This is a genomic window from Pseudomonas sp. MWU13-2100 (assembly GCF_023242365.1).
Classification (GTDB): Bacteria; Pseudomonadota; Gammaproteobacteria; order Pseudomonadales; family Pseudomonadaceae; genus Aquipseudomonas.
The window spans coordinates 54,430-81,141 of record NZ_JALLIX010000023.1; the positions used below are offsets into that span (position 1 = coordinate 54,430).

The following is a 26,712-nucleotide window of genomic DNA, read 5'->3' on the forward strand; positions in this document are numbered from 1 at the left end:
TCAGGTCAACACGATCCTTGTAGAGCCGGCTCGCTGACGATCAGGCCCGTGAGTCTTTCGGCGACTGTTCGGCCGTCATCGCCAGCAAGCCGGCGCCTACAAATCGGGGCTCGGCGCAAAATATTGCCACACGCCCCCCGAAGCCGGCTCCTGCAAGCAGCAGCGGGGCTGGGTCCAGCATAGGGGTCCCATGTGAAGGAAAAATGAAGCACCCCGTCTGCCCAGGCACCTGAATAGGGGCCTGAAATAAAAAACTAGCAGAACGGTCAGGATTTACCCACTTTTATTTTGCAGGGGCGTCCCCCGTCACAAGGTCACGGATCGAGGTCGACAAACCCGATCGCGCCACCTTGTGCCGGGTTTACTGAGCCGGAGTCGCCGGAGCGGCCGGCTCGCTGGCCGCTGGCGCCGGGGCAGGCGTTGGGGCAGACGTCGGCTCGGCAGGGGTTGCCGGGGCAGGCGCCGGGGCAGGCGTCGGCTCGGCAGGGGTTGCCGGGGCGACTGGAGTTGTGGGGGTCTTTTCGAGCGGCGTGACCGGCGCGGCGTCGGCGGGCGCGGCGACCGGTTCGGACGTGGCAGGAGCAGGAGCAGCAGGAGCGGCTGGGGCCGCAGGAACGCTATGCACAGCGTCCAACGCCTTCACTGCCGGCGCAGGCGTCGGTTCTACCGCTTTGACATCGGCGGCCTTGTGTTCCGCCGGCTTGGGATCCGCCGCCTTGTCGCTCAGGGCCTTGGCCGGCGTCACTTCAGGCATGCCCAGATCGACCTTGGGTTTCTCGTCGGTATGTTTCTCTTTTTTCACCTCAGGCGGCAGGAACAGTTCCACCAGGGTGAAAAAACGGTCATAGAAGGTCGCCGAGGACACGGTCTCGCTGGCAACCTTGACCATCGAGTCATCCGTCGAGCCGATCGGCATCGACACCGAGCCCAGCACGCCGACGCCGAGGCTCGCGGAGTTGTTGACCTTCTTCAGGGCATAGCGGTCCTGCAGGGCGTTGGCAAACATGGTCGAGCGATGATTGGCCGTGCCATCCGCCGCACAGACCACGCTGAAGCTGATCTGCATATGGGTATCGCCGGTCTGCTGGAAGCTCTTGTTGCCGCTGATCAGCTTCGGGTCGCTGCTGGTGATGATATAGCCCTGGCTGAGCAAGGCACGCCGGGCCGCTTCACAGGACGCGGCGTCGCTCACACCGTAATTGCGTGAGAACGTACCGGCGTCGTCGAAATTTTCCCGTTCGTAAACGGTGGTCTTGGTGGTCGACGAGCAACCCGCGGCGCCCGCCAGCATCAGTGCCAATGCAACGGCACGCAAGTGGAATGATGTCGACATTGAAAATCCTGAGAAAAACAGTCCGGGGCGTATTGTGCATCAGATCGATATCGCTGAGCGCACACTGAACAGGTTGTGACAGCAAATTTTCAGGAAAATGCACATCAGCGCCCCTCCATCTGATAACGCACCTTGTACAACTCGTTATCGCCACGCAGGCCCAGCTTGCGAAATGCCGCCTGCTTCTGGGTGCTGATGGTCTTGATGCTGCGCGAGAACTTGCGCGCAATATGGGTCACCGACAAGCCATCCAGGCAACAGCGCAGCACCTCGTGCTCGCGTACCGTCAATTCGGAGGTCCTGGCCAGGACGTCGAGACTGGCGACCTCGGACTCCGAGGCCGGCGTGGCGATATCGAGCCGCGACACCTCATGCACCTGCAACGCCTCGACCATGTCCGGGTGCAGGTAGACCTTACCGGCCGCCACCTGACGAATGGCCAGAACGAACTCGTCGGAATTCAGCTCCTTGCCAATAAAACCGCTGGCCCCGCAGCGCAGCGCCAGGGCCACCGTCGCCGGCACATACAGGGACGAAATGATCAGCAGTCGCAGCTTCGGAAAACGGATCTTCAAGATGCGAATCAGGTTCAGGCCGTCGACCTCGCCCGAGCGCAACGAGTAGTCCATAACCACCAGGTCGACGTCCTGCTCGCGCAAGGCGGCCATCAGGGCCGCGCCACGGCTGAAACTGCCCAGCAGCAGGAGATCGGTCTCGGCCTGGATCTTGATCTCCATGCCGCACAGGACCAGGCTGTGGTCGTCCAGAATCATGAGGCGGGTAGGCTTTTTCTCGAGCATGAACTCTCCTGCACAACTGCCAATGAAAAACTGACTCGGCAGTGGTCAGGTCCGACCGACGCAAAATCGTTGTGCGGACCGCCACCCCTTCACAATGGCATCCTGCCCAACCGATACATCCCCTGATCCGCAGGGCCCCTCTCCCTGCGCCAGATTCCCACCAGGCCAGCCTCGACGCGGTGGCAACCGGCGCCCCAAGAGTGGGCTATCGGAGGTCATGCTAAACAGTCTTCGGCACATCCGACATAGGACATTTCCACAAGCCTTTTATGAAACCGACCTTCATCTTGCGGGACAGACCAAATACCTACAGTCACTACGTCGATGGGCATCGGAAATCGCTGAGAATCTTGCGACCGAATGGGTGGTCAAGGCTGGCGCTGCGCAACTGCAGCACGACCTCAATGTCCTCGAAGCCCAGGGTCAACCAGTAACCCTCGCCGCTCGGGGCCGGCACCAGGCGCCCCTGCTCCATAAAGCGGAACCAGGCCCAGGGTCCTTCAGCCGAGCGCACCAGGGTCCGGCCGTCGATCAGCGTGACCACCATTCTCAGCTGACTGCCCAGGGCTCGGGTCGGCCAGGTAAACAGGCTGGGGCGGATCGGGCCGTGGGAATAGTTGAGTTGCAAGTCGTCCAGGGTCAGGCGCACCTGAGCGATGCTTTCATTCATGGACACGGGGCTGAGCTCGAAATCGACCCGGGCGACGTCGGACCTTCCGGGGAAAAACGCCCGACGAATCTGCTCCGCACGTCGGAACTGTGTAGCCACCGCACCTTCCAGTAAAGTGACGTCCGGATGACGCTGTTGAAAATCCTCCAACAACCCGGAGGGGGCAAACAAGCGGTTGAAGTCGACCAGCGATAGTTGCTCTCGGGCCTGCCGATCAAAGGGATAGCGCTGGGCGAGCAGTCGCGAACACTCAGGGCCCAGTTGCAGGTTCAGGCTGGCGCCGACCGTCGTCACTGCCTGCTGGTGCAGGTGTTGCCGGCCAACGCTGACGATATCGGCGAACAGCGGTTGCAATATCGGCGGCAGGCTGTCGACCTGACGTTTCAACTGTTCCAGGGCATCTACCGACGGGCTCGGCAAGCCCGTTGCCAACGCTTGCTCCCGGGCCTGGAGGTAAACCGCCGCCTGGGCCAGGGCTTCGCGCAAGGCCTCAAGCGGGACGGCGTTGCCCTCGGTCAACTGTTGCAGCGCCATAAAGTGCCGGTTGATCGGGTGCTCCTCGAGGGCAATCGTGTCAGCCAGCGCCTTGGCCGGATCGGAGGAGAAACTGGAGGCCAGCGACGACACTTGTTGACGCGCCCTGTCGACCAGACGCTGGGGGACCTGGGTGATCTCCAGGCGGGTTTCATGCGCTGCCGCACGCAACAAGCTGAACAACGCCGAGTCGGCCCGCGACAGCCGCTCCAGCCTGAGGGCCAGGGACTCGGGCTGGTCGAGGCCGACCAGCCGCAGGTCGGCGAAGAACCGCTCCCAGTGGCGGATATAGTCCTGCGTATAAAGCGCGGACACTTCGTTGTGCAAGGTCAACGCGTCCAGTCGCGGCCCCGTGCCCATGACCCAGTCTTCTTCCTGGAGCGCCTCGGCCACCAGTAACGGCAGGCGGACCCGCAGCTGCTTGTAGCCGCTGCGGCTGAAGTGGGCAGGAACGCCGCGGTTCAAGGGCTCGCCGCTACGGCGGGCAAGGCTCAGCAGGCCCTCGCTGCCGCTGACAGCGACGACACTGAATTCTTCCGCGCCGGCACTGGCCAACATCGTGCTCAGTCGATCGTACAGGCGCTGTTGTTGCGGCTCGCTGCGTAGTTGTCGACGTACCTGCTCGACCCATTGCGGGTCGACGCTCAGCACCGGCCCCGTCGCCAGTAACGGTATCAGCGCCTGGGCATGAACCTGTAGTTGCTCGCGTTGCGCCGGGGCCAGCGACTGACCGAGATCGCCCTGCACCCGGGCCGACAGCCAGTGTTCGAAGGCCGCCGATTCGAACCGCCCCTGGCCGCCCAGCATCAGGTAAAACCGCAGGCGCTCCCGGCTCTCGTTGTGTGCCTCGTTCGGCAGGGAATGCTGCAAGCTTTGCACAACGCGGGGCAGCAATTCATCGAGCAAGGCTTGCTGATAGAGGCTACGGGTCTGGCCTAGCAATCGCTGATACTCACTCAACCAGAAGGCGGGTTGCGGCCAGTCGTCCGAGGGGGGATGGGCCAGATTCCTGAAGACCGCCAGACGCTCGAGCACCGCCGGCGTCAGACTCGTCCCGGTAGCACTGGCCGGCAACGCCGCGAGCGACGCTTGTTGCTCGGCCAGCCACTGCAGCTGCCGGGTCTGCTGCCAGTAACTGTTGCCAAGCAGCGTTGCCAGCAGAATGACCAAAGCCGCCGCGCCGAGTGCAAGCAAGCAACGGCCCGCTCCCGCCTGCAAGAAGCCCGGCCAGCGCGCGTGGCCTCGACTCTGTTGCAGGCAGCGGACCAAGCGCTGACTGGCAGCCCGGGCACCCGGCTCGAACCGCAAGTGGCCGCCGCAACGCAACGATTGCAGGTGTACCTGCGCGACCCGCGGCTGTTCGAAAAACGCCGTCTGCAGATAAGGCTGCAAGACCTCGCCGAACTGTCGCCACAAGCGTGGGAAACCATAGAGTTGAACCCGGGCCGAGGTCTGCGCTTCTCTCTGCAAACGCTCGGGAAGTCCGTCTTGCACAGCCGCGAAGGTACGCACAAGCCGCTCGGCCAACCCCGCCAGGTTCTGCCGATTGCGCTGGCGGCCAAAGGCCAGCACCAGGTCTCTGTCCTCGACCGGCAAGTCCAGCAGCGACGGTTCGAATCCTGGCAAACGATCACAGTGGGTGACGATCACCTGCACCGGCAAGCCATGCCCGAACTCAGTGGCCAGCTCTTCCAGGCGTGCCCGCAGGATCAGGGCCTGGGCATCGCGGGCGGCGGGCGCCAGACGCAACAGATGTACCGCATTGAGCACCAGCACCACGCCGGCGACTCCCAGCCCGTGGCGGCGTGAGCGTTGCAGTTCATCGAGCAGGCAACGCCATAAGCGCACGCCGCCGGGGTCGGCCTGGGTCAGCAACGCCGAGCTCAGCGCCATAACGGAGAAAGCCCCGAGACGTTCCGGGCGCAAGTCATCGGGCGGCGACTCGTCGCCCCCGCGTGCCCGGCGTCCCCTCTCCCCCATCAGACTGCGCTTGCCGGCACCCGCCGCCCCCAGCAACAGGAACACCGGACCGCTTGCGCTGGCCTGGCTTTCCAGGCGCCAGCGCTCCAGCCGTTCGCGCAAGCGCCGTTCCCGGGCACAAGGCGGGTCCAGCTCCTGCAACGCCTGCTGCGCCGCTTCGGCGCGGATCAACTCCCGATGCTTGCGCCGGCGCCGGGCCCACCAGAACAACAGCAGTCCACCCAGGTACAACGGCCCCAGCAACAGCCACTGCTGCCAATCATGTGTCAGTGGCGAGACGCCATCGATGGACAAACGCGAGCCATGACTGCGGACCAGCAGGGTCAACAGATAAAGGCCCAGCACCAGCGGCAGCGCTCGCAGCAGGTTTTTCAGCAATCTCTGGGGCATGGTGACAGTCATCCGGCGAGGGCAAAGAGGTGCAGCGCGCTATGGCAAGGCAGTAGCGGTCACGGAAGGTTCGAGCACAATTTCCACCCGGCGATTGCGGGCCCGGTTGTCCACGCTGTCATTCGGCACCCGTGGCTCACTGGCGCCACGTCCCAGGGCCTGGACACGCCCGGGATCGGCGGTCTCGCCGAACATCGCGAACAGCACGGCACGGGCACGGCGCAGCGAGAGCTGTTGATTGGAGACCCGGCCCTTGCCGACCGGCGTATCGTCACTGTGGCCGATGATCCGGATCGTTCCCGGCCAATCCGCCAGCACCGCGGCGATACGCTGCAAGGTCGCTTCATTCCCGGGCGCGATCACGCTGCCACCCGGTGTGAACCACGCGGCTGCGCCGAGCCGCAACCGGACACCAGCGGCTTCATCGTGCAGCGTCAGGCGCCCGGCCTGGATATCCTTGGCCAGACGTTCAGCCAACGAGGGCAATGACGGGGCCGCAGATGGCCGCGTGGCGCTGGCCGGCAACACCCGTGCCAGGCCACGCCACTGCTGCTCGGAACGCATTTGCAAGTCGTACGCGCCCACCACCGCGAGGATGGGCAGCAGCACCAATGGAGCGCACCAGCTCCAGCGCAATACGCGCCGCAACCGCGGTCCGCTCTGCGGGGTCGTCGACGGCGGACGCGGATAACGCTCGCGGTGCAGGCGCAGGGTCTCGTAGAGTTGGGCACGCTTGAGGGCCAGGATCGAATGGCCTTCACGCTGGATGCGATAACGTCCCTCCAGCCCCAGCGCCAGGCACAGGTACATCAGTTCGAGCAGCGCCAGGTGCTCCACCGGCCTGAGCTGCGCCTCGTCCAGATAGGCGAAGAAGCCTTCGCCACCTTCGCTTTCCTGGTGAAAGGTCATCAACAGACTGTGCTGTGACCAGGCGCCCCGAGCCCATTCGCTGCTGGCGATGACTTCATCAAGCAAGGTGCACAGGGCATAACGGGCGCGCAGTACGATGCGCTGCTCGATACCGCAGGCCAGCGCCCGGCTCTGGAAGATCCGCACCCGAGCGATCAGCCGCAGGCGCAGCGCCGGCAAGTCGGGCTGGCGCGTCAGGCGCTGGAACACCACCACCTCATGCAGCAGATCGTCAGTCAACCCGCGAAGGTTTTCGTCGGCCGCCGCCGGCCCGGCCTGGACAGGCTCACGCTGGCGTTGACGCGATCCGCGAGGCGCCTTGGCAGATGCCATCACGCCTCCCTGATGGCCCAGAACGCCAATTGCAGCCCCGGGAACGAACCGGCCACATGCAAGCCGAAACCGCTGGTATCCACCAGGTCAGCCCACAAAGGGTGGTCGCTCGACAGTTGGAAATAGCTGAAACCGGGATAGTAAGGCAGCTCCCGGGGGGCCGTCGGTAACACCTGGATCGCCAGCCCCGGCAATTGCAGATTCACCAGGTCGTGCAGGCGCTCGGCCGGACCAATCTTCAAGCGGTTGGGGAAGCTTTTGCGCAGTTCCTCGTCGGGTAGCTGCGCGCGGACCGCAAGAATGAAACGCGCCGACTGGTACAGGTTGATGTCCGGCACCTGGGCAAAACGAAAACCAAAAGCACCGCTCTTGAGTGCCAGGGCCACCACCTCGGCACTGGCCACCGCACTCAACGCCTGCAACAGGTCCTGGATCAGCGGCACAAAGCTCTCGCCCAGACGATCATGGCGATAAGGCGGATATGCCCTGGGGCGCTTGCGCTCCTGATAGAAAATCGCCAGCTCGCCGGCCAGTCGCACCAGCTCACGGTACAGCAGTTCTGGGTGCAGCGCCGGCTGGCTGGCCAGGTGCAGCAACAGGCTTTCGGCGCGGTTGACGCTCTGCAACATCACGTACTGCTGGATTTCCGTCATCCCACCCAGCCCGCCTTGGCCCAGCCCCTCGGCCAGGGCCGCACCGCGTTGCCGGGCGCGGGCGATCAGTTCATCGACGGAACGTGCCAACACCGGCGAACAGCGCCAGGCCAGCAATGGTGCCACCTGTTGCCGATCAAGGACCACCAGGCCGGCGGCCGTGCGCTCTAGCACCCGGGCCACGCGCAAGAAGACATGGGAGGCGGCCACGTCCACTTCTCGCGCCAGCTTCAGGTTCAGACGGCTGACCTGCAAACAGGCCGGCTCGCCGCCCTCGGTATTGGCGTCGGCCACCAGGACTTCGCCGATACGGTAACGGGCCAGGCTGTCGTCCCCGGGGACAGCCTCGGTGTCCGCCGCCCCGGGGCGATTGACCGCCAGCGCCAGCACCAGTTGCACATCACGCTCGCTGTCGGCCACTGGATAACGCAGCCGGGCCAGTTCCTCGTCCGTCAGGGCAAAGGGACTGCCGTCAGGCATGACCCCTTCACAGGCACTCAGGGCCAAGGTGCCCAGCGCCAACTGTGCAACATCGATTTTCAACGCGGCAAAACCCCAGCCATGGGGTTGCACTGCGCGCAGGACCTGCGCCAGCCTGGCCCGGTAATGGCGCTCCTGCTGCTGGAAGTGCTGTGGCAACAGAAACATGCCTTCGGACCACACGACGCTGTCGTGACTACTCATCGGCCTTTTCCTCCAAGGGTGCGGACCTCAACGCCACGCGCTGGCGCTCGATCAGGGCGCTCAGCCGCGAGGGCCGCGTCGGGTCGATTTCGGCCCAGGCCCACCACTGGGCATGGTCGATATTGCGGTACTCGACCACCAACGCGATAAAGCGGGTGCCGGGCACGGGAAGAAAGCTCTGCTCTTGCTGCTGGCCCGGGCGCAGCAGCAACGATTCCTGCCGCCGCAGGTCACGGCCCAGCGCCTGCTCGGCCGCGGCTTCGGACTGGAACAGCTCGACCTGCTCCAGGCGCTTGCTGTCGGCCAGTTGCAGAAGCCTGACGATCACCGGCGACGGTCGGCCATGCAGGTCGGGATTGCTGTCCAGCGCCGCCTCCAGGGACAAGGCGATACGCGGTTCAGGCGGTGGCGGTTCGTCCGCCCAGAACCAGGCACAGCCTGGGAGCGCCAGCACCAGCAGCAGGCACATGAGGCCTCGAAACACCGGCTTAATCGCGACCATCATCGGCCTCCTTGGGCGACTTGGCCTTCGCCGGTTGCGCGGCCTTGGCCGAGGTTGTGGCCGCGGCGGCACCGCCATTGATGTCGACCGAGGCGGAGCCATCAAGGGTCAGGGTCTTGCCGTTGATCGCCACGCCCGCGGCGCTGAGCACCAGGGTGCTGGAACCGACCTTGAGAGTCAGGCTCTTGCCGGCCTCCAGCACCAGCTTGCCGTGGGCCTTGAAATCCATATCAGTCGCAGTCGACTGCCATTGGCCGGCAATCCTGCAATGGCTGTCGCCGCCGATATCCAGCGACTGATCGGCATCGACCCGACTGTTGCGCCGGCCGCCCACGGACTCATGAAGGTCATCCTCGACCTTGAGAAACTGGCTGGCGCCGACCGTCAGGTGCCAGTCGTTGCCAATGCTGGCAAAGGCATCGTTGCGCACCGTCAGGTCCTGGTTGCGTCCGGCATGGATCAGCAACTGCTCGCGACCCTGCTTGTCGTCGAAGCGCAACTCGTTGTAGACATCCTGCTCGCCCAGCGACTGCGACTTGAAACCGCTGCGGGCCGCCTGGTCCGGCAGCGCCCAGGGTGGCCGGTGACCGGCGTTATAGAGTCCGCCGGTGACCAGGGGCCGGTCAGGGTCGCCGCCAAGGAACTCCACCACCACCTCCTGCCCGACCCGAGGCAGGAACAACGCGCCCCAGCGCTTGCCGGCCAGCGGTTGGGCGACCCGGACCCAGCAGGAACAATCCTCGTTGGGCTGCCCACTGCGGTCCCAGTGAAACTGCACCTTGATCCGGCCAAACTCATCGACCCAGATCGGATCGCCGGCCTTGCCGACCACGAAGGCGGTCTGTGGCCCGGCAATCAGCGGTCGTGCCGTCTGAATCGGCGCACGAAACACCTGGGTGGTCGGGATCGACTCGACCTCACAGTGCAACTGCGCCGTGGCATGGAACTGCAAGGTCGCGGCCACGATCAGGTACTCGCGGTTCTGCTCGGCTCGCGGGTGATCGACCAGGGTGAAACACTGGCCAGGCACCAGATACGGCGACCGGCTGGTGCCCCGTTGCCACTGCTGGCGGGCGTGCGCGGCTTCGAGCTGGATCTGCGCCAATGCTTCGCCAGACTGGCGGCTGCTGAAGCGTCCCGGGAAACCGTCCTGTCGATAGTTGCCGTGGCGCGCGGTTACCGCCGCTGCCTGGTTCACCGAAAGGACACTGGCCTCCCGATTACTGGCCTTGGTGAAGTCGAAATCCACCAGACCAAATGCCCCGGGCCGCAATTCGCCATGGGACTCCCAGTTCATCATGCTGCCTGGGGCCTTGTCCTGATTGGGCCGGTAGATCATTTCACGCCAATGCCGCACCGGCTTGTGGGCGCTCATCGAGTCGGTGATCACCAGTTGGTGATCGTCAGCTTGATGATCGAAGAAATAGTAGAGTCCCGCCTCCTCCAGCAAACGGCTGAAAAAGGCAAAGTCGCTTTCGCCGAACTGCAGGCAATACTCCATCGCCTCCAGGCGTTCAACCCGCCAGTCGACACTTGCCGGGTAGTCGTCGAAGACCTCCTCGAGCACCTGCCTGAGGGTCAGTTTCTGGAAAATACGCTGGCGCCGGGACTGCGTCAGGAACCACAGCCAGGGCCTGAGGGAGAGCCGATAGCGCGCCTCGCGCTCGACCCGACCCGTGGCGCTGAAGGCCGTGATATAGCCATGGATGAACCGTGCCCGTTCTTGCGAAGCCCCGAGGTTCAGGGCCAACGGTCGGCCCAGCAGGTCATCGATCTGCAAGCCGTCGTCCAGGCTGGCAATGGTCAACTCGTATTCGCCGAGCCGGCTCAACCCTTCCCGGCCACTCAGTTCGAGCAGCGACAGCTTGGCATCGACGCCAGGCACCTGGAGGCGCTGGTAGGTGTTTTCGGACATGGTGACAGGGGCTCGCTCAGGCAATCGTGGTCTTGAGGGTGGCGCTGGCATTGACGCGGATCTGGCCACCCCAGTTGCACTGGCAGGTACAGCGGTTATCCAGGGCCGGCAGCTTGGCAATCCGCGTGCGGGCCGCGCCGGGCTGCCAGGGCGTGGCCGTGGCGGGGATGCAGGGCATCGGCGTCAGCACGCCCATGGCGGCAGCGGTGGCCGCCGCGACCTGGGGGTTGGCCGGACTGCGGCAGAGGCCGAAGGGCGGAATATTGACCAGGGGTTGGTGATCGAGAATGTTCGCCGCCGGCTGCCCTTCGGCCTTGACCCGCCCAAGCGGCAGGACATTGAGACGGGCCGGCGCGGCGCCAAACGAACAGGAGAGCAAGGCACCCAGTACAACTTGCTGATTCATGCGTGCTCCAGACAGACATCCATGGAAAGCCCGTGCAGTGTCAGTGAAGGGCCCCCCCGCGGGGTATCGGATAACTCCTAAATCAGCCGCCGCGGGCAATGCCACCAAGGAAGTTCAAAACCAGACGCGGCGCTGTGGCGAGCGGGCCTGACTTCAGAAGTGCGTAACTAACCGGCATTAACCTGGGTCGGTGCGGGTCGCTGAAAGCGGGTGGGGTCGAAGCGCCACCCGGTGGCCGCCGCGCACTTGCGCCCCAGCCAACAGGCCCGCCCCAAACCTAACTGCGCACCCAATTGCAGACGTGGCCGCTGCGCCGCTTGCAGACGCAGGTCGAGGTCCCATTGCAAGGTCGGGCCAACATAACGCTCGACCAGTTGGCAAAGCGGCTCGAAGTAGCGCCCCCCGGGTAACAGCTGCTGGTAGTCCGACCAGGGCAAGGGCCCCAGGTGCAGGCAGAAACTGTGCTGGATATTCCACTGGCAACGCCCCAGCAACGCGGCCCCGCCCAGTCGTGCCGACTCGCTGCGCCGCCCCAGTTGCAAGCGCTCATCGAATGCCAGGACGGCCCGATGCCGAGCCAGCGTGCTGAGCGCCACCGGCAAGCGCAGCAGATCCCGGACCAGAGCCAGTAAACCGGCGGCGCTGCGACGTTGGTCGATGAACTGCGGTGCGTAGAAGCGTGCCCCCTGGGGCAAGGCACTGAGCTCGCCCGGCGAGAACGCCGACACATAATCAGCAAAACGGTCATCGGCCGGACGATCGGCCCAGACCTCCGGTCGAACCCGTGCCCAGCTGCGATAGAGCAGGCTCAGCAGGCGGTGGTGAAACACATCGAGAAAGTGCGCCAGGGTGCTGTCGCCATGGTTGATCTGGCGCGACAGCACATCTTCGCTGAAATGCAGGGGCATCGGCCCGTTTGCCCCGGTCAGGCCGAAGAAGTTCACCGCCAGCAGCCCGGCACGGCCCTCACGCAGGCGCAGTTGGGCGATCATCGCCGGTTCGAACGCCAGCGAGACGTGCTGCGCCAGGCGCAACGGATCGTCGTCCAGGCGCTGCGCCGTTCCCCAGCGCGGTGCATCAGGGTAAGTGCGCTCCAGCAAACGCATCGCGGTAAAAAAGTCATAGCGCCAGGGCGCTGCAACCAGTTCCGGCGGTGGCGCTACCAGATCATGCACTGACCGGCCCTCGCCTTCCAGGTCTTGATATGGCCTCGGCTCACACTGTGCAACTCGGTCTCCATAAAGGCATTGAGCGCGGCATAGCGGACAAAGAAACGCTCCAGTGCGGCGCCGAACAGATAGGTCCCGGTGCCCTCGCAGGCGGCGTCGTCCAGTAGCAGGGTCAGGTTCAGGCCACGTCCGAAAGCTACCGGCCCCGCACCGGGCAAGCGCCGGGTGACGACCTTGGCACGCAAGGAGATGATGCCTTGCAGCAACTTGTGTCCGCTGCTGTCATCCTCGGGCAGGTAATGCGCCAGCAACTCGCGCAAGGCCTGGGCCCCGGCTGCCCCCTCGCGGTGAGCCAGGGGCAGGTAGTTGCGCGAAAGTTGCCGTACCACCTGCCATTGCCGGTCGCCCTGGGAGGGCGCGGGCAGCGGCCGCGAGGGCCCGGCCACACAGCGGATGGCCAGCACCGGGGCACTCACGTCGAGAACAAAATCGGTGTTGCCCGCCCCCAGCGGCAAGCGCAACGGCAGGTCGCGGTTGGAGCACAGCACGTCCACCGCCAGACGTTGCAACTCGGCATCCGCCTGCAGTGCCAGCACCAGACTGGCGTCACAGCCACGGTAGCGCCGCTGTCCATCGACGAAACGCTGCGGGATACGGCTGGGCGTGCGCCGCATCTGGTAGAAACCGGCCGGGCGAGCAGCGCCGTCGTCCAGCCGTGACGGGGCATACAGCGGCAGGATGACCTGGCGCTCCTTGGCGCCGGCGGCATAACCATGGACCGCCTGCACCTCCTGGATCTCATAGGCGAGCGGCCGTGCCTTGTCGACCACCAATGGCAAGTCATGCCGGTAAGGGTCGACGAGGATACGCTCGACACGTTTGCTGAAGAGGTTGATCACCGGCGTACAGAACAACCCGAAGTGGCCGGCATTGAGCAGCGCCGACAACGGCAGCGACAGGGGCGCGAACACCACCACCAGTTCCACGGTCCGCGCCGGGCAATCACGCAGCGCCGGCCCCAGGCCTCCCAGGCTGACAAAACGCTCGCCCGCGGCGAAGGCGAGAAAGGTCTTGAGCTGCGCGCACACCGCGTCACTGTTCAACGAGCGTGCATACTGGCTGGAAGCGGGCTGCGGCGATGGCTGGCGAATATGCTCGGGATCAATCCACGGGCTCCACCCCTCCTCGCCCTCACCGCAACGTACAAACAGTCCCGTGGCGCGGGTCAGCAGGGCTTCCTGGACAGCCAGCGGCAGCGAGCCCTCACCGCGCAGGAAAAGCGTCAACTCGTGCAGTGTCAATTGATCGAAAGACACCCCGGCCGTAGTCCGCAGCCGCAGGCGCAGGGCACCACCGTCCTGCTTGAGCACATTGGCGGGCAAGCCCTTGAGCAGCCCGGCGCTGGGCAGGTACTCGGCCGAGTCGAGGGCCAGGGGCCAGAGCGTCACCGGACGCAGGCTGCGAAACTCGCAACGCGGATCCTGTCCACCGGCATCGCCCAGCGAACGCACCACGCTATCGGCCGGCAAGGTAAACCCGGAGGCCAGCGAGCCCTCCTGCAAGTCAGGGGAAAACTGCAACACCGCCATGCACGGCACCGGCAGCAACTGCTGCGGCTGCACCAGCTCCAGCAGGCTCTCGGTGAACCGTGGGAATTCGGCCTCCATTTGCAATTGCACGCGGGCGGTGAGAAAACTCAGCCCTTCCAGCAAGCGCTCCACCGATGGGTCGGTCACCTCCTCGGGGCGCAGCCCCAGGGTGGCGGCAATCTTCGGGTAATCCTCGGCAAATTCGGCGCCGGCTTCGCGCAGGAAACTCAGCTCCTGTTCATAATGACGCAGCAGCCGCTCATCCATGGTTGGGCAGGTGGCCATAAGGCCCGACCCGCACCTCGCCACTCTCGGTGTTCCAGGCCGACTCGAGGCGGAACGCGTGCAACGCATCGAGACCGCGAATCTCGCCCTCGATCAGAAAATTCAGGCTGGCGCTACGAGAGATAGTCGGCAACAGTTGCACCGCGACGCTATAACGCAAAATCCGCGGTTCGAAATCCAGGACGATTTCGCGGATACGGCTCTCGAGCTTCTGCGTATCGATGCTCGACAGCATCACCCCGGCCAGGTTGCCCAGGCCGTAGTTGAGCACCGAACGGGTGACATGGGGCTGACTGCTCAGCGGGCAGATCGCCCCGAGGCCGGTGGCATTGAACAGCAGCGTGAGATCCCGGCAGAGCTGTTCCAGCTCTTGTTGCGCACTCGTGCCGGCTCGGCATCGGTCCATCTCGTCGCCTGGACTGGCGCAGCGCAGCAGACGCTCGAGCAGCGGTGTCATGGAAGTGCTCATGAAAATCCTCCCGAAAAAACCAGGCACCGGTAAGGCCCGCAACCCGCTGCAGGCCTTACCGACGTTCGATCACACGGTCGTTTTGCGATGCTGGCTGAAGGCCCTCGTATTAGGGCCAGCACTCTGGCCGTTGATAATGTGGTCATACGTGTACTCGATCTCGGTGAAGCTGATGGTGAACTGCTCCATCGGACGCTCACTGCTACCGCTGACGTTGTAGGCGCAGATCATCGGGTCCTTCAGTTTCAGTTCGATGTAGGGTTTGTTCTGGCCGGTCGAACTACCGTTGGTCTGGATAACGTGTAACGTCGCCTGCTCCAGGGACTTGCCAGTGACCGACTCAATAAACAAAAGGGGCGAAACGATGTCGGCGGGCTTGCTCAAGACGAGCTCACTGACCTGGCCGACGCTGTTCTCACGGTCATTGTCCATCGTGATGGAACGACCACCGCCGAATTGCCAGGTGTCGACCACGATCCAAAACTTGTGACCCGCCTCCTCGCTGTTCCCCTTAATCGTGGGTTCGTCCTTCACTCCGAACTTCAATAAAATCATACGGGACTCCAACATCTATTTATTTGAATGGTTAAGTACCTTTCCGGAGCCAGGCCCCGGTCGGGCATGAACCCTCAGCCTTTGACCGAGGGCAGTTGGGAGACCAGGCGCAGGGATACGCTCAGTCCTTCCAATTGATAGTGGGGACGCAGGAAGAATTTGGCCTGGTAAAAGCCCGGGTTGCCTTCCACTTCCTGCACCACCACTTCGGCCCCCGCCAGCGGCTTGCGTGCCTTGTCGGCGTCGCTGGCGGTCGCCGGGTTATGCTCGACGTACTTGACAATCCAATTGTTGAGCCAGATCTCCATGTCTTCGCGCTCGCTGAAGGAGCCGATCTTGTCGCGCACGATGCATTTGAGGTAATGCGCAAAACGGCAGGTGGCGAACAGATACGGCAAGCGCGCCGCCAACTGCGCATTCGCGGTGGCATCGGGGTCGTCGTATTCCTGGGGGCAGTGCAAGGACTGCGCGCCGATAAAGGCCGCCAGCGAGGTGTTCTTGCAATGCACCAGGGGCATGAAGCCGTTCTTCGCCAACTCCACCTCACGCCGGTCGCTGATGGCGACCTCGGTCGGACAGGTCATGTCCACACCGCCCTCTTCAGTCGGATAGGTGTGCACCGGCAAGCCGCTGATGGCTCCGCCGGACTCGATGCCGCGAATCCGCGAGCACCAGCCATACTCCTTGAAGGAGCGGTTGATATTGATGCCCATGGCATAGGCGGCGTTGGCCCACAGGTAGTTCTGCGCCTGACCTTCGGTGACTTCCTCAAAGGCGAACTCCGCCACCGGCGCGGTGCGCGCACCGTAGGGAATACGCCCGAGGAAGCGCGGCATGGTCAGACCGATATAGCGTGAATCCTCGGAGCGCCGCAGGTTGCGCCAGGCGGCGTGCTCGGGCGTCAGGAACAACTTGCTCAGGTCCCGGGGGTTGGCGACTTCGCGCCAGGAGTCCATCAACATCACCGCCGGCGACGCCGCGCTGATCAGCGGCGCGTGGGCCGCCGCGGCAATCTTCGCCAGCGACCCGAGCAACTCGACATCCGGCGGGCTGTTGTCGAAATAGTAATCGGCGATCAGCACGCCAAACGGCTCGCCACCCAGTTGTCCGTACTCGTGTTCGTAGACTTTCTTGAACAGCGGGCTCTGGTCCCAGGCCGCGCCCTTGAACTTCTTCAGTTCACGGGCCACTTCATCCTTGGAAAGGTTGATAAAGCGGATCTTGAGTTTTTCGTCGGTCTCGGTGTTGCTCACCAGGTAGTCGAGGCCGCGCCAGGCCGACTCGACGGCCTGGAAGTCCGGGTGATGGAGGATGTCATTGACCTGCGCGGACAGCTTCGCGTCGATTTCACCGATCAGCGCCTGGATGGTACCGATGGTGTCGTGGGCGATCAGGTGGGTCGTGCGCAACGCTTGTTGGGCCAGGGTCTGCACCGCATTCTCGATGGCTTCGCGCACCGGCTCGCCACGCGGCTTGAACTCGCGCTGCAGCAGGTCGTTGAATTCACTGGGCGACAGTTCGACCGCCGGATCGATACCGGGCTGATTCTCAGTAGTGACGGACACGGGTATTTACCTGTTTCAGGGAGCGATTATCGAAGGCATCAGTCTTCGGACTCGGTGACGGTCGGTTTGGCCTGGACCAGCAGCGATTGCATCAGGGCCGGGTTTTCCAGCAAGCGGGCCATCAGTTGTTCGGCCCCGCTCTTGCCGTCCATGTAGGTCAGCAGATTGGCCAACTGATCGCGCGCCTCCAGCAACTCGCGCAAAGGCTCGACGTTGCGGGCCACGGCCCCGGGCGAAAAATCGTCCATGCTCTTGAAGCTGAGCGACACCGCCACCTGCCCTTCGCCCGTCAGTTGATTGGGCACACTGATGCGCACCTGAGGTTCGATGGCGGCCATGCGCTCATCGAAATTGTCGATATCGATTTCCAGGAACTTGCGTTCGGCCACCACCGGCAAGTCGGCCCGGTTGGCGCCCGAGAGGTCGGCCAACACGCCATTGACAAAGGGAATCTCGACCGCTTTTTCGGCGCCGTACAACTCGACGTCATATTCGATCTGGACCCGTGGCGCACGGTTGCGGCCAATGAATTTCTGGCTGTTGCTACTGGACATAAAAATCAACCTGAGCAGGGAGAGAAAGGTTATTCATGGGCGATACCGCCCAGGGCGTGCAGGTCGGCGAGGCTGCCCGGCACCAGTTCGGCGATTGCTTCGAGGAAACTCATGGTGGCCAGCCGTCGGGTCCTGGCCGCCAGCAGGGGCACCGGGCTCGAGGGCTCGTGGTGGGCGTAGTAGGCGCAAATGGCATCCAGGGCACGGACCACGTCCTCGCGCGACTGGCAGATTCCGCTCCAGACGGCCGTGCCGGCCGTTACCACGCGGGTGGCAGCCGCCATTGGCGAGTCATCGGCCGGCGCCGGCAAGACGCTGCCGCAGCGTTCCTCGGCAACGCGGCACCACTTGTCCAAGGCTCGCCCGAGCCCGCCCAGCGGGGAAATACCGGCGGCTGCGGTTTTTTCTTCGAGGCAAGCGCCGATCTGTGCGATCAACTCGACCAGGGTCCTGATGGAGCGCAGGTTCTCGACCAGTTCATCGTGGGCACTGGATTCGAGCAGGCCGACCAAGCGCGCCAGTCCCTCGGTCCGGGGTTCCTCCTGGACCGACTCGACGATGCAAGCCAGATCGGCCAGGTACAACGGCTCAAGGCCCATGGCGCTTGCCAACTGCTGACGCTTGAGGACCAGGACCACGCTGGTCGGCACTGCCAGTTCAGCCAACGTATTGAGCCGCACCAGCGGATCGTGATCATCCTCGGCCAGAAGCTGGGGATGAACATCCTCCCAACGCTCGCGCAGCAGGCCGCTGATCAAGCGAAGCCCTTCGACAAAACCAGGCAACCCCTGCAACTCCAGCAGGGCTCGCGCCAGGCAAACCGCAACCCGCAAGTCGAGGGCGTCCGCCAATAACGTCAGGCACAGCGACTGCACCCGCTTCCAGTCCACCGGCGTGGCGGGATACAAATGCTCGCCGTATTGAACTTCGTTGCCACCTTCTACTTCTTGTAACAGTTGAATAAAGTCAGCCCGGTATTCCAGATTCGGACCACACGGTCTGTCAGGCAGGGTATCAATATAAGGAATCAGTTCTTTTATCGACATATTCCAGCCTCTTGACAGATGCCCATCAGGCACCCTCAACCACAATGAAAACCTTTAAACCGCAGCGCCTGCTGCAGAGGGCAAGCCAGGCGCTGCGTGGATTCACTCTAGTCAAAGGGGGGAGCCGAAAACATAGGAATCGTCCTAGATCAGACAACCACGAAGTTCCGCGTCAACAGGGATGAATAACGAAAGTTTGTAACTTCGAGAACAGGGCACAGCGAAAAGTTTATGGCACTTTTAAACGTCCATAGAACGCTGATGACGTCATAAAACAGTCGAGGGGGGACGACTTCAAGTCAGCGCAAGAAGTCCAGGTAGCCGTTGGCGAAAAACGGGCAAAAAAAAGCCCCGGCAAGCCGGGGCATTTTCTTTGCTTCAAGGAGTTCAAGGGCCTTGAAGCGGTGTATGGCGCAGCGGACGGGACTCGAACCCGCGACCCCCGGCGTGACAGGCCGGTATTCTAACCGACTGAACTACCGCTGCGTATCGCTCGGACTTGCGTCCGTTGAAACCTTGAAACCCGTGATCGAAAAGCTTCGGTGCTTTTCAATCGCAGAACGCACGAGGCGCTCTGTACAAATATGGCGCAGCGGACGGGACTCGAACCCGCGACCCCCGGCGTGACAGGCCGGTATTCTAACCGACTGAACTACCGCTGCGCGTCGGTTGGAGGCTCCTTGCGGAACATCCGATTCTCTTGCGAGAAGCTCAACGAGTGGTGGGTGATGACGGGATCGAACCGCCGACCCTCTGCTTGTAAGGCAGATGCTCTCCCAGCTGAGCTAATCACCCTTTGCTTCGTTGAGGCCGCGAAATTTACGCAGGTAGCGGACCTAAGTCAATAGCCTGCTTGAAGTTTTTCAGAAAAAGACAGAATCGTGTCACGTCCACGGCGGTGAAGCCCCCACCACCGCCGGAACCAGGCTAGTCGCGATAGATCATCTTGCGGCTCATGCCACCGTCAACCACGAACTCCTGGCCGGTGACAAACCCGGCATTCCTCGACAGCAACCATGCCACCAGTGCCGCCACATCCTCGACCGTCCCTACCCTTCCCGCCGGATGCTGGGCATGATCGGCGTCGCTCAAGGGGTCGGCCCGGCGCACTGACGGATCCCGCGCATCAATCCAGCCCGGACTGACCGCATTGACCCGGATCTCCGGCCCGAGGCTGATGGCCAGGGCGTGGGTCAGGGCCAACAGGCCGCCCTTGCTCGCCGCATAGGCCTCGCTGTCGGGTTCCGACTGCGCCGCACGGGTAGAGGCCAGGTTGACGATCGCGCCACAGTGGGCACGCAGATAAGGCGCACAGTGCTTGGCCAGCAGCATCGGCCCGCCGAGATTGACCGCCAGCACCCGGTTCCAGTGCGCCAGGTCGAGGCTTTCGAGGGTGATGTTGTGCGGATCGGCAATCGCCGCATTGCACACCAGGGCATCGATCCGGCCGAAACGGCCCAAGACCTCGGCAACGCCCTTGGCCACCTGGGCTTCGTCGGCCACATCCATGCCGATGAAACAGGCATTTTCACCCAGGACCCTGGCGACCTTGCCGCCACGACCACGATCGAGATCGGTGAGGACCACCTGCCAGCCTTCGCTGATCAACCAGGCCGCAATCCCCAGGCCGATGCCGCGCGCCGCGCCCGTGACCAGGGCGACGCGGCCGTTGCTGGCAACGGCCGCGTCCAGGGACCACTCGATCACAAGGCCGCCAACCCGCGGGCCAGGTCGGCTTGCAGGTCGGCAACGTCTTCGAGGCCGACGGCGACACGGATCAGGCTGTCGCGAATCCCCGCAGCCTCACGCTCCTGCGGCGCCAGACGGCCGTGGGAGGTGGTGCTCGGGTGGGTGATGGTGGTCTTGCTGTCGCCCAGATTGGCGGTGATCGAAATCAACCGGGTGGCATCGATAAAGCGCCAGGCACCCTCCTTGCCGCCCTTGACCTCGAAGCTCACCACCGCACCGAAGCCGCGCTGCTGGCGCAGGGCCAGTTCGTGCTGCGGGTGGCTCTTGAGACCGGCGTAATGGACCTTCTCGATACCGTCCTGCTGCTCCAGCCACTCGGCCAGAGCCTGGGCATTGGCACAGTGGGCGCGCATGCGCAGGTTCAGGGTTTCCAGGCCCTTGAGGAAGATCCAGGCGTTGAACGGGCTGAGGGTCGGCCCGGCGGTGCGCAGGAAACCGACGACTTCCTTCATCTGCTCGCCACGCCCGGCGACCACGCCGCCCATGCAACGGCCCTGGCCGTCGATGAACTTGGTCGCCGAATGCACGACGATGTCCGCGCCGAGCTTCAACGGCTGCTGCAGGGCCGGCGTGCAGAAGCAGTTGTCGACCACCAGCATCGCGCCCTTGGCATGGGCGATTTCAGCCAGGGCGGCGATATCCACCAGCTCGGCCAGCGGATTGGACGGCGACTCGACGAACAGCAATTTGGTATTCGGCCGGATCGCCGCGTCCCAGCCGGACAGCTCGGCCAACGGCACGTAGTCGACTTCAACGCCGAAGCGCTTGAAGTACTTCTCGAACAGACTGATGGTGGAGCCGAACACACTGCGCGAGACCAGCACATGGTCGCCGGCACTGCACAGACTCATGACCACGGCCATGATCGCGGCCATGCCGGTGGCGGTGGCAACTGCCTGCTCAGCCCCTTCCAGGGCCGCGATGCGCTCTTCGAAGGAACGCACGGTGGGGTTGGTGTAACGCGAGTAGACGTTACCCGGCACTTCCCCGGCGAAACGCGCCGCCGCATCGGCCGCGGTGCGGAACACGTAGCTGGAGGTGAAGAACATCGGGTCGCCATGCTCGCCTTCCGGCGTGCGGTGCTGACCGGCGCGGACGGCCAGGGTGTCGAAGGCCACGCCCTCGAGATCGCTGTCCAACCGACCGGCATCCCATTCCTGACTCATGCTGCTACTCCTTGCTCGATTCTCTTGAAGATCAAAACCGGCTCCGCGCAGGTACACCCCGGCAGAAACAGGGCTTGCATGGATACGCAGCTTGTGTGGGAGCGGAGCTTGTCGGAACGCCGCACCGCCGCGAAGGGGGCCTTGAGGCCGCTAAAAGCTTCGCGGGCAAGTTCCGCTCCCACACAAGCTGCGCTCCCACAACAAACTCTCCCACACAAGCCCGGCGCCTATAGGGGCTGTGGTGTTTTCAGCACCGCGGCCACACCCCAGAGCCGGTTTTTACTCAGTTGTTGTACAGATCGATGATCGCGCTGACCGCCTGGGTCTTGACCTTGGACGCATCGTTACGCGCCTGCTCGATCTTGGCCAGGTAGTGCTCGTCGATGTCGCCGGTGACGTACTTGCCGTCGAACACCGCGCAATCGAAGTTCTCGATCTTGATCTTGCCACCACCGACGGCCTCGATCAGGTCCGACAGGTCCTGGTAGATCAGCCAGTCGGCGCCGATCAGGTCAGCCACATCCTGGGTCGTCCGGTTATGGGCGATCAGTTCATGGGCACTCGGCATATCAATGCCGTAGACGTTCGGGTAACGCACCGCCGGGGCCGCCGAACAGAAGTAGACGTTCTTCGCGCCGGCTTCGCGGGCCATCTGGATGATCTGCTTGCAGGTGGTGCCGCGCACGATGGAGTCGTCCACCAGCATGACGTTCTTGCCGCGGAATTCCAGCTCGATGGCATTGAGCTTCTGGCGCACGGACTTCTTGCGTGCCGCCTGGCCGGGCATGATGAAGGTCCGGCCGATATAGCGGTTCTTCACAAAGCCTTCGCGGAACTTCACGCCCAAGTGGTTCGCCAGTTCCAGGGCCGAGGTACGGCTGGTGTCCGGAATCGGGATGACCACGTCGATGTCGTGCTGCGGACGCTCGCGCAGGATCTTCTCCGCCAGCTTCTCGCCCATGCGCAGACGCGCCTTGTACACCGACACGCCGTCGATGATCGAATCCGGACGCGCCAGGTAGACGTGTTCGAAGATGCACGGGGTCAGCGACGGGTTGGTGGCGCACTGGCGGGTGTGCAGCTTGCCGTCTTCGGTGATGTACACCGCTTCGCCCGGTGCCAGGTCGCGGATCAGGGTGAAACCGAGCACGTCCAGGGACACGCTCTCGGAGGCGATCATGTACTCGACGCCTTCGTCGGTGTGACGCTGGCCGAACACGATCGGACGGATACCATGGGGATCGCGGAAACCGACGATGCCGTAGCCGGTCACCATCGCCACCACCGCGTAGCCGCCGACGCAACGGTTGTGCACGTCGGTGACCGCGGCGAACACGTCTTCTTCGGTCGGTTGCAGCTTGCCGCGCTGGGCCAGCTCGTGGGCGAACACGTTGAGCAACACTTCCGAGTCGGAGTTGGTGTTGACGTGGCGCAGATCCGACTCGTAGATTTCCTTGGCCAACTGTTCGACGTTGGTCAGGTTGCCGTTGTGCGCCAGGGTGATGCCGTACGGCGAGTTGACATAGAACGGCTGGGCTTCAGCCGAAGTCGAGCTGCCGGCGGTCGGGTAGCGCACATGGCCGATGCCCATGTGTCCGACCAGGCGCTGCATGTGCCGCTGATGGAACACATCGCGGACCAGGCCGTTGTCCTTGCGCAGGAATAACCGGCCGTCATGGCTGGTCACGATACCGGCAGCGTCCTGGCCGCGGTGCTGGAGCACGGTTAGCGCGTCATACAGCGCCTGATTGACGTTCGACTTACCGACGATACCGACGATGCCACACATGCGACGCAACCCCTACTTAATGAATCTGAACTGAACAGCCCTTACTGAGGCGTTTTGGCCGGCAAGAGATGTTCCTTGAACGGAAGGTCAGCGGGTACGCTGATTCCGCTGGCTAGCCACTGACTGCTCCACCCCAGGATGAGGTTCTTGGACCAGTCGGCGACCAATAGAAATTTTGGCACGAGCTGGGAGCTCTGCCACCACGAATCCTGTTGGACCGGCCCCAGGCTCAGCAACCCGACGGCCACCACCACCAGCAGCGCGCCGCGGGCGGCACCGAAGGCCATGCCCAGGAAGCGATCGGTCCCGGACAGGCCGGTGACGCGAACCAGTTCGCCGATAAGATAGTTAATCATGGCGCCCACCAGCAGGGTGGCGACGAACATGATTGCACAGCCCGCGATCACGCGTGCCGAAGGTGTCTGGATATAGTCGGTCAGGTACACGGACAACGAGCCACCGAACATCCAGGCGACCGCGCCGGCAATGATCCAGGTGAGCAGGGACAGGGCTTCCTTGACGAAACCACGGCTCAAGCTGATCAACGCAGAAACGACGATTACCGCAATAATCGCCCAGTCAACCCAGGTAAATGGCACAGTGCAGCCTACAGACGGATAAGGCGGCGCATTTTAGCAGAGCGCCGCCCCACTGGTAAGGCGATTGTCAGAGCATTTCGATACAAACCCGCACACTTAACCGCGTTCTGGTTGGAAACGCACGACAAAGCCCTTCAGATTCTGCTGACGACCCAGCAAGTCACGCAGCCGATCAGCCTCGGCACGCTCGATCAACGGACCGACAAATACCCGGTTCTTGCCATCGGAGGAACGGATATAGGCGTTGTAACCCTGGCTGCGCAGGGTCTTTTGCAGGCTTTCGGCGCTGTCGCGACTGGACAGGCTGGCCAGTTGCACCGACCAACTGATCGGCAGACCATTGGGGTCCACGCGATTTTGCGTGGTATCGAGCTTGGCCGGCGCCACCGCGACCACCTGGGCCGGGGTTTGCGTCGGGGCTGGCTTGGCGACAGACGCAGGTGCCACCGGCTTGGCCGCCGCGACCGGCGCCACAGGCTTGGGTGCCGGGGCCGGCGCGACAGGCACCGGAGTTTGCTCGCCCCCGTCATCAGCCGGAACCGGTTCCTGGGGCAATGCCTGCGGCTCGGGAACCGGCACCGGCTCGACCTTGACCTGGGGCAGCGCCGAGGCCTGGGGCGCCGTCGGCGCCTCGACCCGAACCTGACGCTGCTCGTCCTGGCGGGAAAACAGCATCGGCAGGAAGATCACCGCCAACGCCACCAGTACCAGAGCGCCGACCATCCGCTGCTTGTAAGCTTTATCCAGCATTGCCATTGGCAGCCTCCTCCGTGGCGCGCCGGGCCAGCCACTCCAGCGCCTCGGCAACACAAAAAAACGATCCGAACAACAGAATCTCGTCATCGGCCGAGGCCTGGGCACATTGCCCCTCCAGCGCTGCGGCGACACTTCCGTAAACACTTACCGTCGCACCACGGGCCGCCAGCGCGGCTTGCAGATCAGCGGCCGGGCGACTGCGCGGCGTCTGCAACGGCGTCACCGCCCAGTGCTGGACGTAACGCTCAAGGGGCGCAACCACACCGTCGAGATCCTTGTCCGACAACAACCCGAACACCGCCAGGCGCCGCCCCTTCAAGGGACTGCGCGCCAGGCGCTCGGCCAGGTATTCGGCGGCATGGGGATTGTGCCCGACGTCCAGCATCAGGTTCAGCGACCGGCCTTGCCACTCCAGCTTACGCCGATCCAGCCGGCCGACCATACGGGTATCTCGCAGCGCCCGGGCAATCCGCTCGGGCTGCCACGGCAAGTCCATCAGCAGATAGGCCTGCAATGCCAGGGCAGCGTTTTCCATGGGCAGGTCGAGCAACGGCAGATCGCGCAGCTCGACCACCTGGCCCTGGCGGTCAACGCCGCGCCACTGCCAGTTCGCGTCGGTAAGGCCAAGATCGAAGTCCCGACCACGCAGGAAGAACGGACTGCCGAGCTCGCGGGCCTTGTCCAGCAACGGCTGCGGCGGGCTCAGGTCGCCACACAGCGCCGGCGCGCCCGGACGGAAGATCCCGGCCTTTTCGAACGCCACCGACTCGCGGGTATTGCCCAGGTATTCGGCATGATCGACACCGATACTCGTCACCAGCGCAAGGTCGGCATCGACCACATTGACGGTGTCCAGGCGTCCGCCAAGACCGACTTCCAGGACCACGACATCCAGGCCCGCGCGTTCGAACAGCCAGAGCGCGGCCAGGGTGCCCATCTCGAAATAGGTCAGGGATGTCTCGCCGCGCCCGGCGTCGAGGGCAACGAAAGCTTCGCACAGCTGCGCATCCGTCGCCTCGACCCCGTTGATCTGCACGCGCTCGTTGTAGCGCAGCAGGTGCGGCGAGCTATAGACGCCGACCTTGAGCCCCTGCGCTTGCAGCAACGCGGCGACAAAGGCGCAGGTCGAACCCTTGCCATTGGTGCCGGTCACGGTCACTACCCGAGGCGCCGGCTTGCCCAGCCCCATGCGGTTCGCTACCTCTTGCGAGCGTTCCAGCCCCATGTCGATGGCCGATGGGTGCAATTGCTCCAGGTAGGCGAGCCACTCGCCCAGGGTACGTTCGGTCATAGGCTTGCAGGCACCGGCGGGACAATGACAGGTTCGACCGGCACGGCAATGTACTCGGGCGTCGGCAGGCCCATCATCTGCGCCAGCAGGTTGCCCAGGCGCGGACGCAGTTCCTGGCGGGCGATGATCATGTCGATCGCACCGTGCTCCAGCAGAAATTCGCTGCGCTGGAAGCCTTCAGGCAGCTTCTCGCGCACGGTCTGCTCGATCACGCGAGGGCCGGCGAAGCCGATCAGTGCCTTGGGTTCGCCGACGATCACGTCGCCGAGCATCGCCAGGCTGGCGGAAACACCACCGTAGACCGGGTCGGTCAGCACCGAGATGAACGGCAGGCCTTCTTCACGCAAGCGCGCCAGCACGGCCGAAGTCTTGGCCATCTGCATCAGGGAAATCAGCGCTTCCTGCATCCGCGCACCGCCGGAAGCGGCGAAGCAGATCATCGGGCAGCGGTTTTCCAGGGCGTAGTTGGCGGCACGTACGAAACGCTCGCCGACGATGGCGCCCATGGAACCGCCCATGAATGAGAACTCAAAGGCGGAAACCACCACCGGCATGCCCAGCAGGGTGCCGCTCATGGACACCAGCGCATCTTTTTCGCCGGTCTGCTTCTGAGCCGCGGTCAGGCGGTCCTTGTACTTCTTGCCGTCACGGAATTTCAGACGATCCACCGGCTCCAGCTCGGCGCCCAGCTCAACGCGGCCTTCGGCATCGAGGAAGATATCGATGCGCGCGCGAGCGCCAATGCGCATGTGGTGGTTGCACTTGGGGCAGACGTCCAGGGTCTTTTCCAGTTCCGGACGGTAGAGCACCGCATCGCACGATGGGCACTTGTGCCACAGACCTTCAGGCACCGAGCTTTTCTTCACCTCGGAACGCATGATCGAAGGGATCAGTTTGTCTACTAACCAGTTGCTCATGCTGTCTTTCTCCAATTCGTTTTCGGCCCGTCGGACAACCGGGCCCGCCTGTTTTCTGCGGCGGTATGCATGGACGGCGGCAGGCTGCCAGCCGTCACATTGGC

At 63.7% G+C, this 26,712-nt stretch carries 22 protein-coding genes and 3 tRNA genes; all 25 read right to left on the reverse strand.

What is annotated here, in order from left to right; all coding sequences use genetic code 11:
• Nucleotides 1-361: 361 nt before the first annotated feature.
• The 25 genes from M5B99_RS17145 to accD all read right to left on the reverse strand — a co-directional run bounded on the left by M5B99_RS17145 (nt 362) and on the right by accD (nt 26,608).
• Nucleotides 362-1,333, reverse strand: a complete 972-nt coding sequence (locus M5B99_RS17145) for a DUF2242 domain-containing protein (RefSeq protein ID WP_248805153.1) — start codon at nt 1,331-1,333, stop codon at nt 362-364.
• Nucleotides 1,334-1,437: 104 nt separating this feature from the next.
• Nucleotides 1,438-2,133 (reverse strand): response regulator transcription factor, encoded by a 696-nt coding sequence (locus M5B99_RS17150; protein WP_248805154.1) that lies wholly within the window; start codon nt 2,131-2,133, stop codon nt 1,438-1,440.
• Nucleotides 2,134-2,449: 316 nt separating this feature from the next.
• Complete coding sequence (tssM, locus tag M5B99_RS17155) at nt 2,450-5,707, reverse strand: type VI secretion system membrane subunit TssM (RefSeq protein ID WP_248805155.1); 3,258 nt, start codon at nt 5,705-5,707, stop codon at nt 2,450-2,452.
• Nucleotides 5,708-5,746: 39 nt separating this feature from the next.
• The gene (icmH, locus tag M5B99_RS17160; RefSeq protein WP_248805156.1) at nt 5,747-6,949 is read right to left on the reverse strand and encodes a type IVB secretion system protein IcmH/DotU; all 1,203 of its coding nucleotides are present in this window, start codon (nt 6,947-6,949) and stop codon (nt 5,747-5,749) included.
• The gene (gene tssK, locus M5B99_RS17165; RefSeq protein ID WP_248805157.1) at nt 6,949-8,286 is read right to left on the reverse strand and encodes a type VI secretion system baseplate subunit TssK; all 1,338 of its coding nucleotides are present in this window, start codon (nt 8,284-8,286) and stop codon (nt 6,949-6,951) included. The genes icmH and tssK overlap by 1 nt, the downstream gene beginning before the upstream one ends.
• On the reverse strand, nt 8,279-8,788 hold the full coding sequence (tssJ, locus tag M5B99_RS17170; protein WP_248805158.1) for a type VI secretion system lipoprotein TssJ: 510 nt from the start codon (nt 8,786-8,788) through the stop codon (nt 8,279-8,281). Before tssJ ends, tssK begins: the two co-directional genes overlap by 8 nt.
• Nucleotides 8,775-10,703: a type VI secretion system Vgr family protein gene (locus tag M5B99_RS17175; RefSeq protein WP_248805159.1), complete on the reverse strand. Its 1,929-nt coding sequence runs from the start codon at nt 10,701-10,703 to the stop codon at nt 8,775-8,777. Before M5B99_RS17175 ends, tssJ begins: the two co-directional genes overlap by 14 nt.
• Before the next feature lie 16 nt (nt 10,704-10,719).
• A complete protein-coding gene (locus M5B99_RS17180; protein WP_248805160.1) occupies nt 10,720-11,109 on the reverse strand; it encodes a DUF4280 domain-containing protein in 390 nt (129 codons plus the stop codon).
• A gap of 167 nt (nt 11,110-11,276) precedes the next feature.
• Complete coding sequence (tssG, locus tag M5B99_RS17185; protein WP_248805161.1) at nt 11,277-12,284, reverse strand: type VI secretion system baseplate subunit TssG; 1,008 nt, start codon at nt 12,282-12,284, stop codon at nt 11,277-11,279.
• Nucleotides 12,269-14,152 carry a type VI secretion system baseplate subunit TssF gene (gene tssF, locus M5B99_RS17190; RefSeq protein WP_248805162.1) on the reverse strand — a complete coding sequence of 628 codons (1,884 nt, stop codon included), beginning with the start codon at nt 14,150-14,152 and terminating at the stop codon, nt 12,269-12,271. The genes tssG and tssF overlap by 16 nt, the downstream gene beginning before the upstream one ends.
• Entirely contained in the window at nt 14,127-14,621 is a 495-nt protein-coding gene (locus M5B99_RS17195) for a type VI secretion system baseplate subunit TssE (protein ID WP_248805163.1), read from the reverse strand. The genes tssF and M5B99_RS17195 overlap by 26 nt, the downstream gene beginning before the upstream one ends.
• A 69-nt stretch (nt 14,622-14,690) precedes the next feature.
• Nucleotides 14,691-15,176 carry a type VI secretion system tube protein Hcp gene (locus tag M5B99_RS17200; RefSeq protein WP_248805164.1) on the reverse strand — a complete coding sequence of 162 codons (486 nt, stop codon included), beginning with the start codon at nt 15,174-15,176 and terminating at the stop codon, nt 14,691-14,693.
• 74 nt (nt 15,177-15,250) lie between these two features.
• On the reverse strand, nt 15,251-16,741 hold the full coding sequence (tssC, locus tag M5B99_RS17205) for a type VI secretion system contractile sheath large subunit (RefSeq protein ID WP_412548743.1): 1,491 nt from the start codon (nt 16,739-16,741) through the stop codon (nt 15,251-15,253).
• Nucleotides 16,742-16,779: 38 nt separating this feature from the next.
• Nucleotides 16,780-17,295, reverse strand: a complete 516-nt coding sequence (gene tssB, locus M5B99_RS17210; protein WP_248805165.1) for a type VI secretion system contractile sheath small subunit — start codon at nt 17,293-17,295, stop codon at nt 16,780-16,782.
• A 29-nt stretch (nt 17,296-17,324) separates the two neighbouring features.
• Nucleotides 17,325-18,341 carry a type VI secretion system protein TssA gene (gene tssA / locus M5B99_RS17215; protein ID WP_248805166.1) on the reverse strand — a complete coding sequence of 339 codons (1,017 nt, stop codon included), beginning with the start codon at nt 18,339-18,341 and terminating at the stop codon, nt 17,325-17,327.
• A 409-nt stretch (nt 18,342-18,750) separates the two neighbouring features.
• Nucleotides 18,751-18,827 (reverse strand) — tRNA-Asp (locus M5B99_RS17220).
• Between the two features lie 99 nt (nt 18,828-18,926).
• Nucleotides 18,927-19,003: transfer RNA gene (locus M5B99_RS17225), tRNA-Asp, on the reverse strand.
• Between the two features lie 57 nt (nt 19,004-19,060).
• Nucleotides 19,061-19,136: transfer RNA gene (locus M5B99_RS17230), tRNA-Val, on the reverse strand.
• 132 nt (nt 19,137-19,268) lie between these two features.
• Nucleotides 19,269-20,033: an SDR family oxidoreductase gene (locus tag M5B99_RS17235; protein ID WP_263860555.1), complete on the reverse strand. Its 765-nt coding sequence runs from the start codon at nt 20,031-20,033 to the stop codon at nt 19,269-19,271.
• Nucleotides 20,034-20,044: 11 nt separating this feature from the next.
• Nucleotides 20,045-21,256, reverse strand: a complete 1,212-nt coding sequence (locus M5B99_RS17240) for an O-succinylhomoserine sulfhydrylase (RefSeq protein WP_248805168.1) — start codon at nt 21,254-21,256, stop codon at nt 20,045-20,047.
• 283 nt (nt 21,257-21,539) lie between these two features.
• Nucleotides 21,540-23,045, reverse strand: coding sequence for an amidophosphoribosyltransferase (purF, locus tag M5B99_RS17245; protein WP_248805169.1), 1,506 nt, complete (start codon nt 23,043-23,045; stop codon nt 21,540-21,542).
• 41 nt (nt 23,046-23,086) lie between these two features.
• Nucleotides 23,087-23,644 (reverse strand): CvpA family protein, encoded by a 558-nt coding sequence (locus M5B99_RS17250; RefSeq protein WP_248797414.1) that lies wholly within the window; start codon nt 23,642-23,644, stop codon nt 23,087-23,089.
• Nucleotides 23,645-23,740: 96 nt separating this feature from the next.
• Nucleotides 23,741-24,400 (reverse strand): SPOR domain-containing protein, encoded by a 660-nt coding sequence (locus M5B99_RS17255; protein WP_248805170.1) that lies wholly within the window; start codon nt 24,398-24,400, stop codon nt 23,741-23,743.
• Nucleotides 24,384-25,691, reverse strand: coding sequence for a bifunctional tetrahydrofolate synthase/dihydrofolate synthase (gene folC / locus M5B99_RS17260; RefSeq protein WP_248805171.1), 1,308 nt, complete (start codon nt 25,689-25,691; stop codon nt 24,384-24,386). Before folC ends, M5B99_RS17255 begins: the two co-directional genes overlap by 17 nt.
• Nucleotides 25,688-26,608 (reverse strand): acetyl-CoA carboxylase, carboxyltransferase subunit beta, encoded by a 921-nt coding sequence (gene accD, locus M5B99_RS17265; RefSeq protein WP_248805172.1) that lies wholly within the window; start codon nt 26,606-26,608, stop codon nt 25,688-25,690. Before accD ends, folC begins: the two co-directional genes overlap by 4 nt.
• Nucleotides 26,609-26,712: the final 104 nt, after the last annotated feature.

What these genes read in the sequence shown, in the direction of transcription:
- M5B99_RS17150 (WP_248805154.1), bottom strand. Translation starts at nt 2,133, where the DNA reads ATGCTCGAGAAAAAGCCTACCCGCCTCATGATTCTGGACGACCACAGC.
- accD (WP_248805172.1), bottom strand. Translation starts at nt 26,608, where the DNA reads ATGAGCAACTGGTTAGTAGACAAACTGATCCCTTCGATCATGCGTTCC.
- M5B99_RS17255 (WP_248805170.1), bottom strand. Translation starts at nt 24,400, where the DNA reads ATGGCAATGCTGGATAAAGCTTACAAGCAGCGGATGGTCGGCGCTCTG.
- M5B99_RS17175 (WP_248805159.1), bottom strand. Translation starts at nt 10,703, where the DNA reads ATGTCCGAAAACACCTACCAGCGCCTCCAGGTGCCTGGCGTCGATGCC.
- M5B99_RS17180 (WP_248805160.1), bottom strand. Translation starts at nt 11,109, where the DNA reads ATGAATCAGCAAGTTGTACTGGGTGCCTTGCTCTCCTGTTCGTTTGGC.
- tssB (WP_248805165.1), bottom strand. Translation starts at nt 17,295, where the DNA reads ATGTCCAGTAGCAACAGCCAGAAATTCATTGGCCGCAACCGTGCGCCA.
- folC (WP_248805171.1), bottom strand. Translation starts at nt 25,691, where the DNA reads ATGACCGAACGTACCCTGGGCGAGTGGCTCGCCTACCTGGAGCAATTG.
- tssJ (WP_248805158.1), bottom strand. Translation starts at nt 8,788, where the DNA reads ATGGTCGCGATTAAGCCGGTGTTTCGAGGCCTCATGTGCCTGCTGCTG.
- tssM (WP_248805155.1), bottom strand. Translation starts at nt 5,707, where the DNA reads ATGCCCCAGAGATTGCTGAAAAACCTGCTGCGAGCGCTGCCGCTGGTG.
- M5B99_RS17145 (WP_248805153.1), bottom strand. Translation starts at nt 1,333, where the DNA reads ATGTCGACATCATTCCACTTGCGTGCCGTTGCATTGGCACTGATGCTG.
- M5B99_RS17240 (WP_248805168.1), bottom strand. Translation starts at nt 21,256, where the DNA reads ATGAGTCAGGAATGGGATGCCGGTCGGTTGGACAGCGATCTCGAGGGC.
- tssA (WP_248805166.1), bottom strand. Translation starts at nt 18,341, where the DNA reads ATGTCGATAAAAGAACTGATTCCTTATATTGATACCCTGCCTGACAGA.
- tssK (WP_248805157.1), bottom strand. Translation starts at nt 8,286, where the DNA reads ATGAGTAGTCACGACAGCGTCGTGTGGTCCGAAGGCATGTTTCTGTTG.
- M5B99_RS17195 (WP_248805163.1), bottom strand. Translation starts at nt 14,621, where the DNA reads ATGAGCACTTCCATGACACCGCTGCTCGAGCGTCTGCTGCGCTGCGCC.
- icmH (WP_248805156.1), bottom strand. Translation starts at nt 6,949, where the DNA reads ATGGCATCTGCCAAGGCGCCTCGCGGATCGCGTCAACGCCAGCGTGAG.
- purF (WP_248805169.1), bottom strand. Translation starts at nt 23,045, where the DNA reads ATGTGTGGCATCGTCGGTATCGTCGGTAAGTCGAACGTCAATCAGGCG.
- tssF (WP_248805162.1), bottom strand. Translation starts at nt 14,152, where the DNA reads ATGGCCACCTGCCCAACCATGGATGAGCGGCTGCTGCGTCATTATGAA.
- M5B99_RS17200 (WP_248805164.1), bottom strand. Translation starts at nt 15,176, where the DNA reads ATGATTTTATTGAAGTTCGGAGTGAAGGACGAACCCACGATTAAGGGG.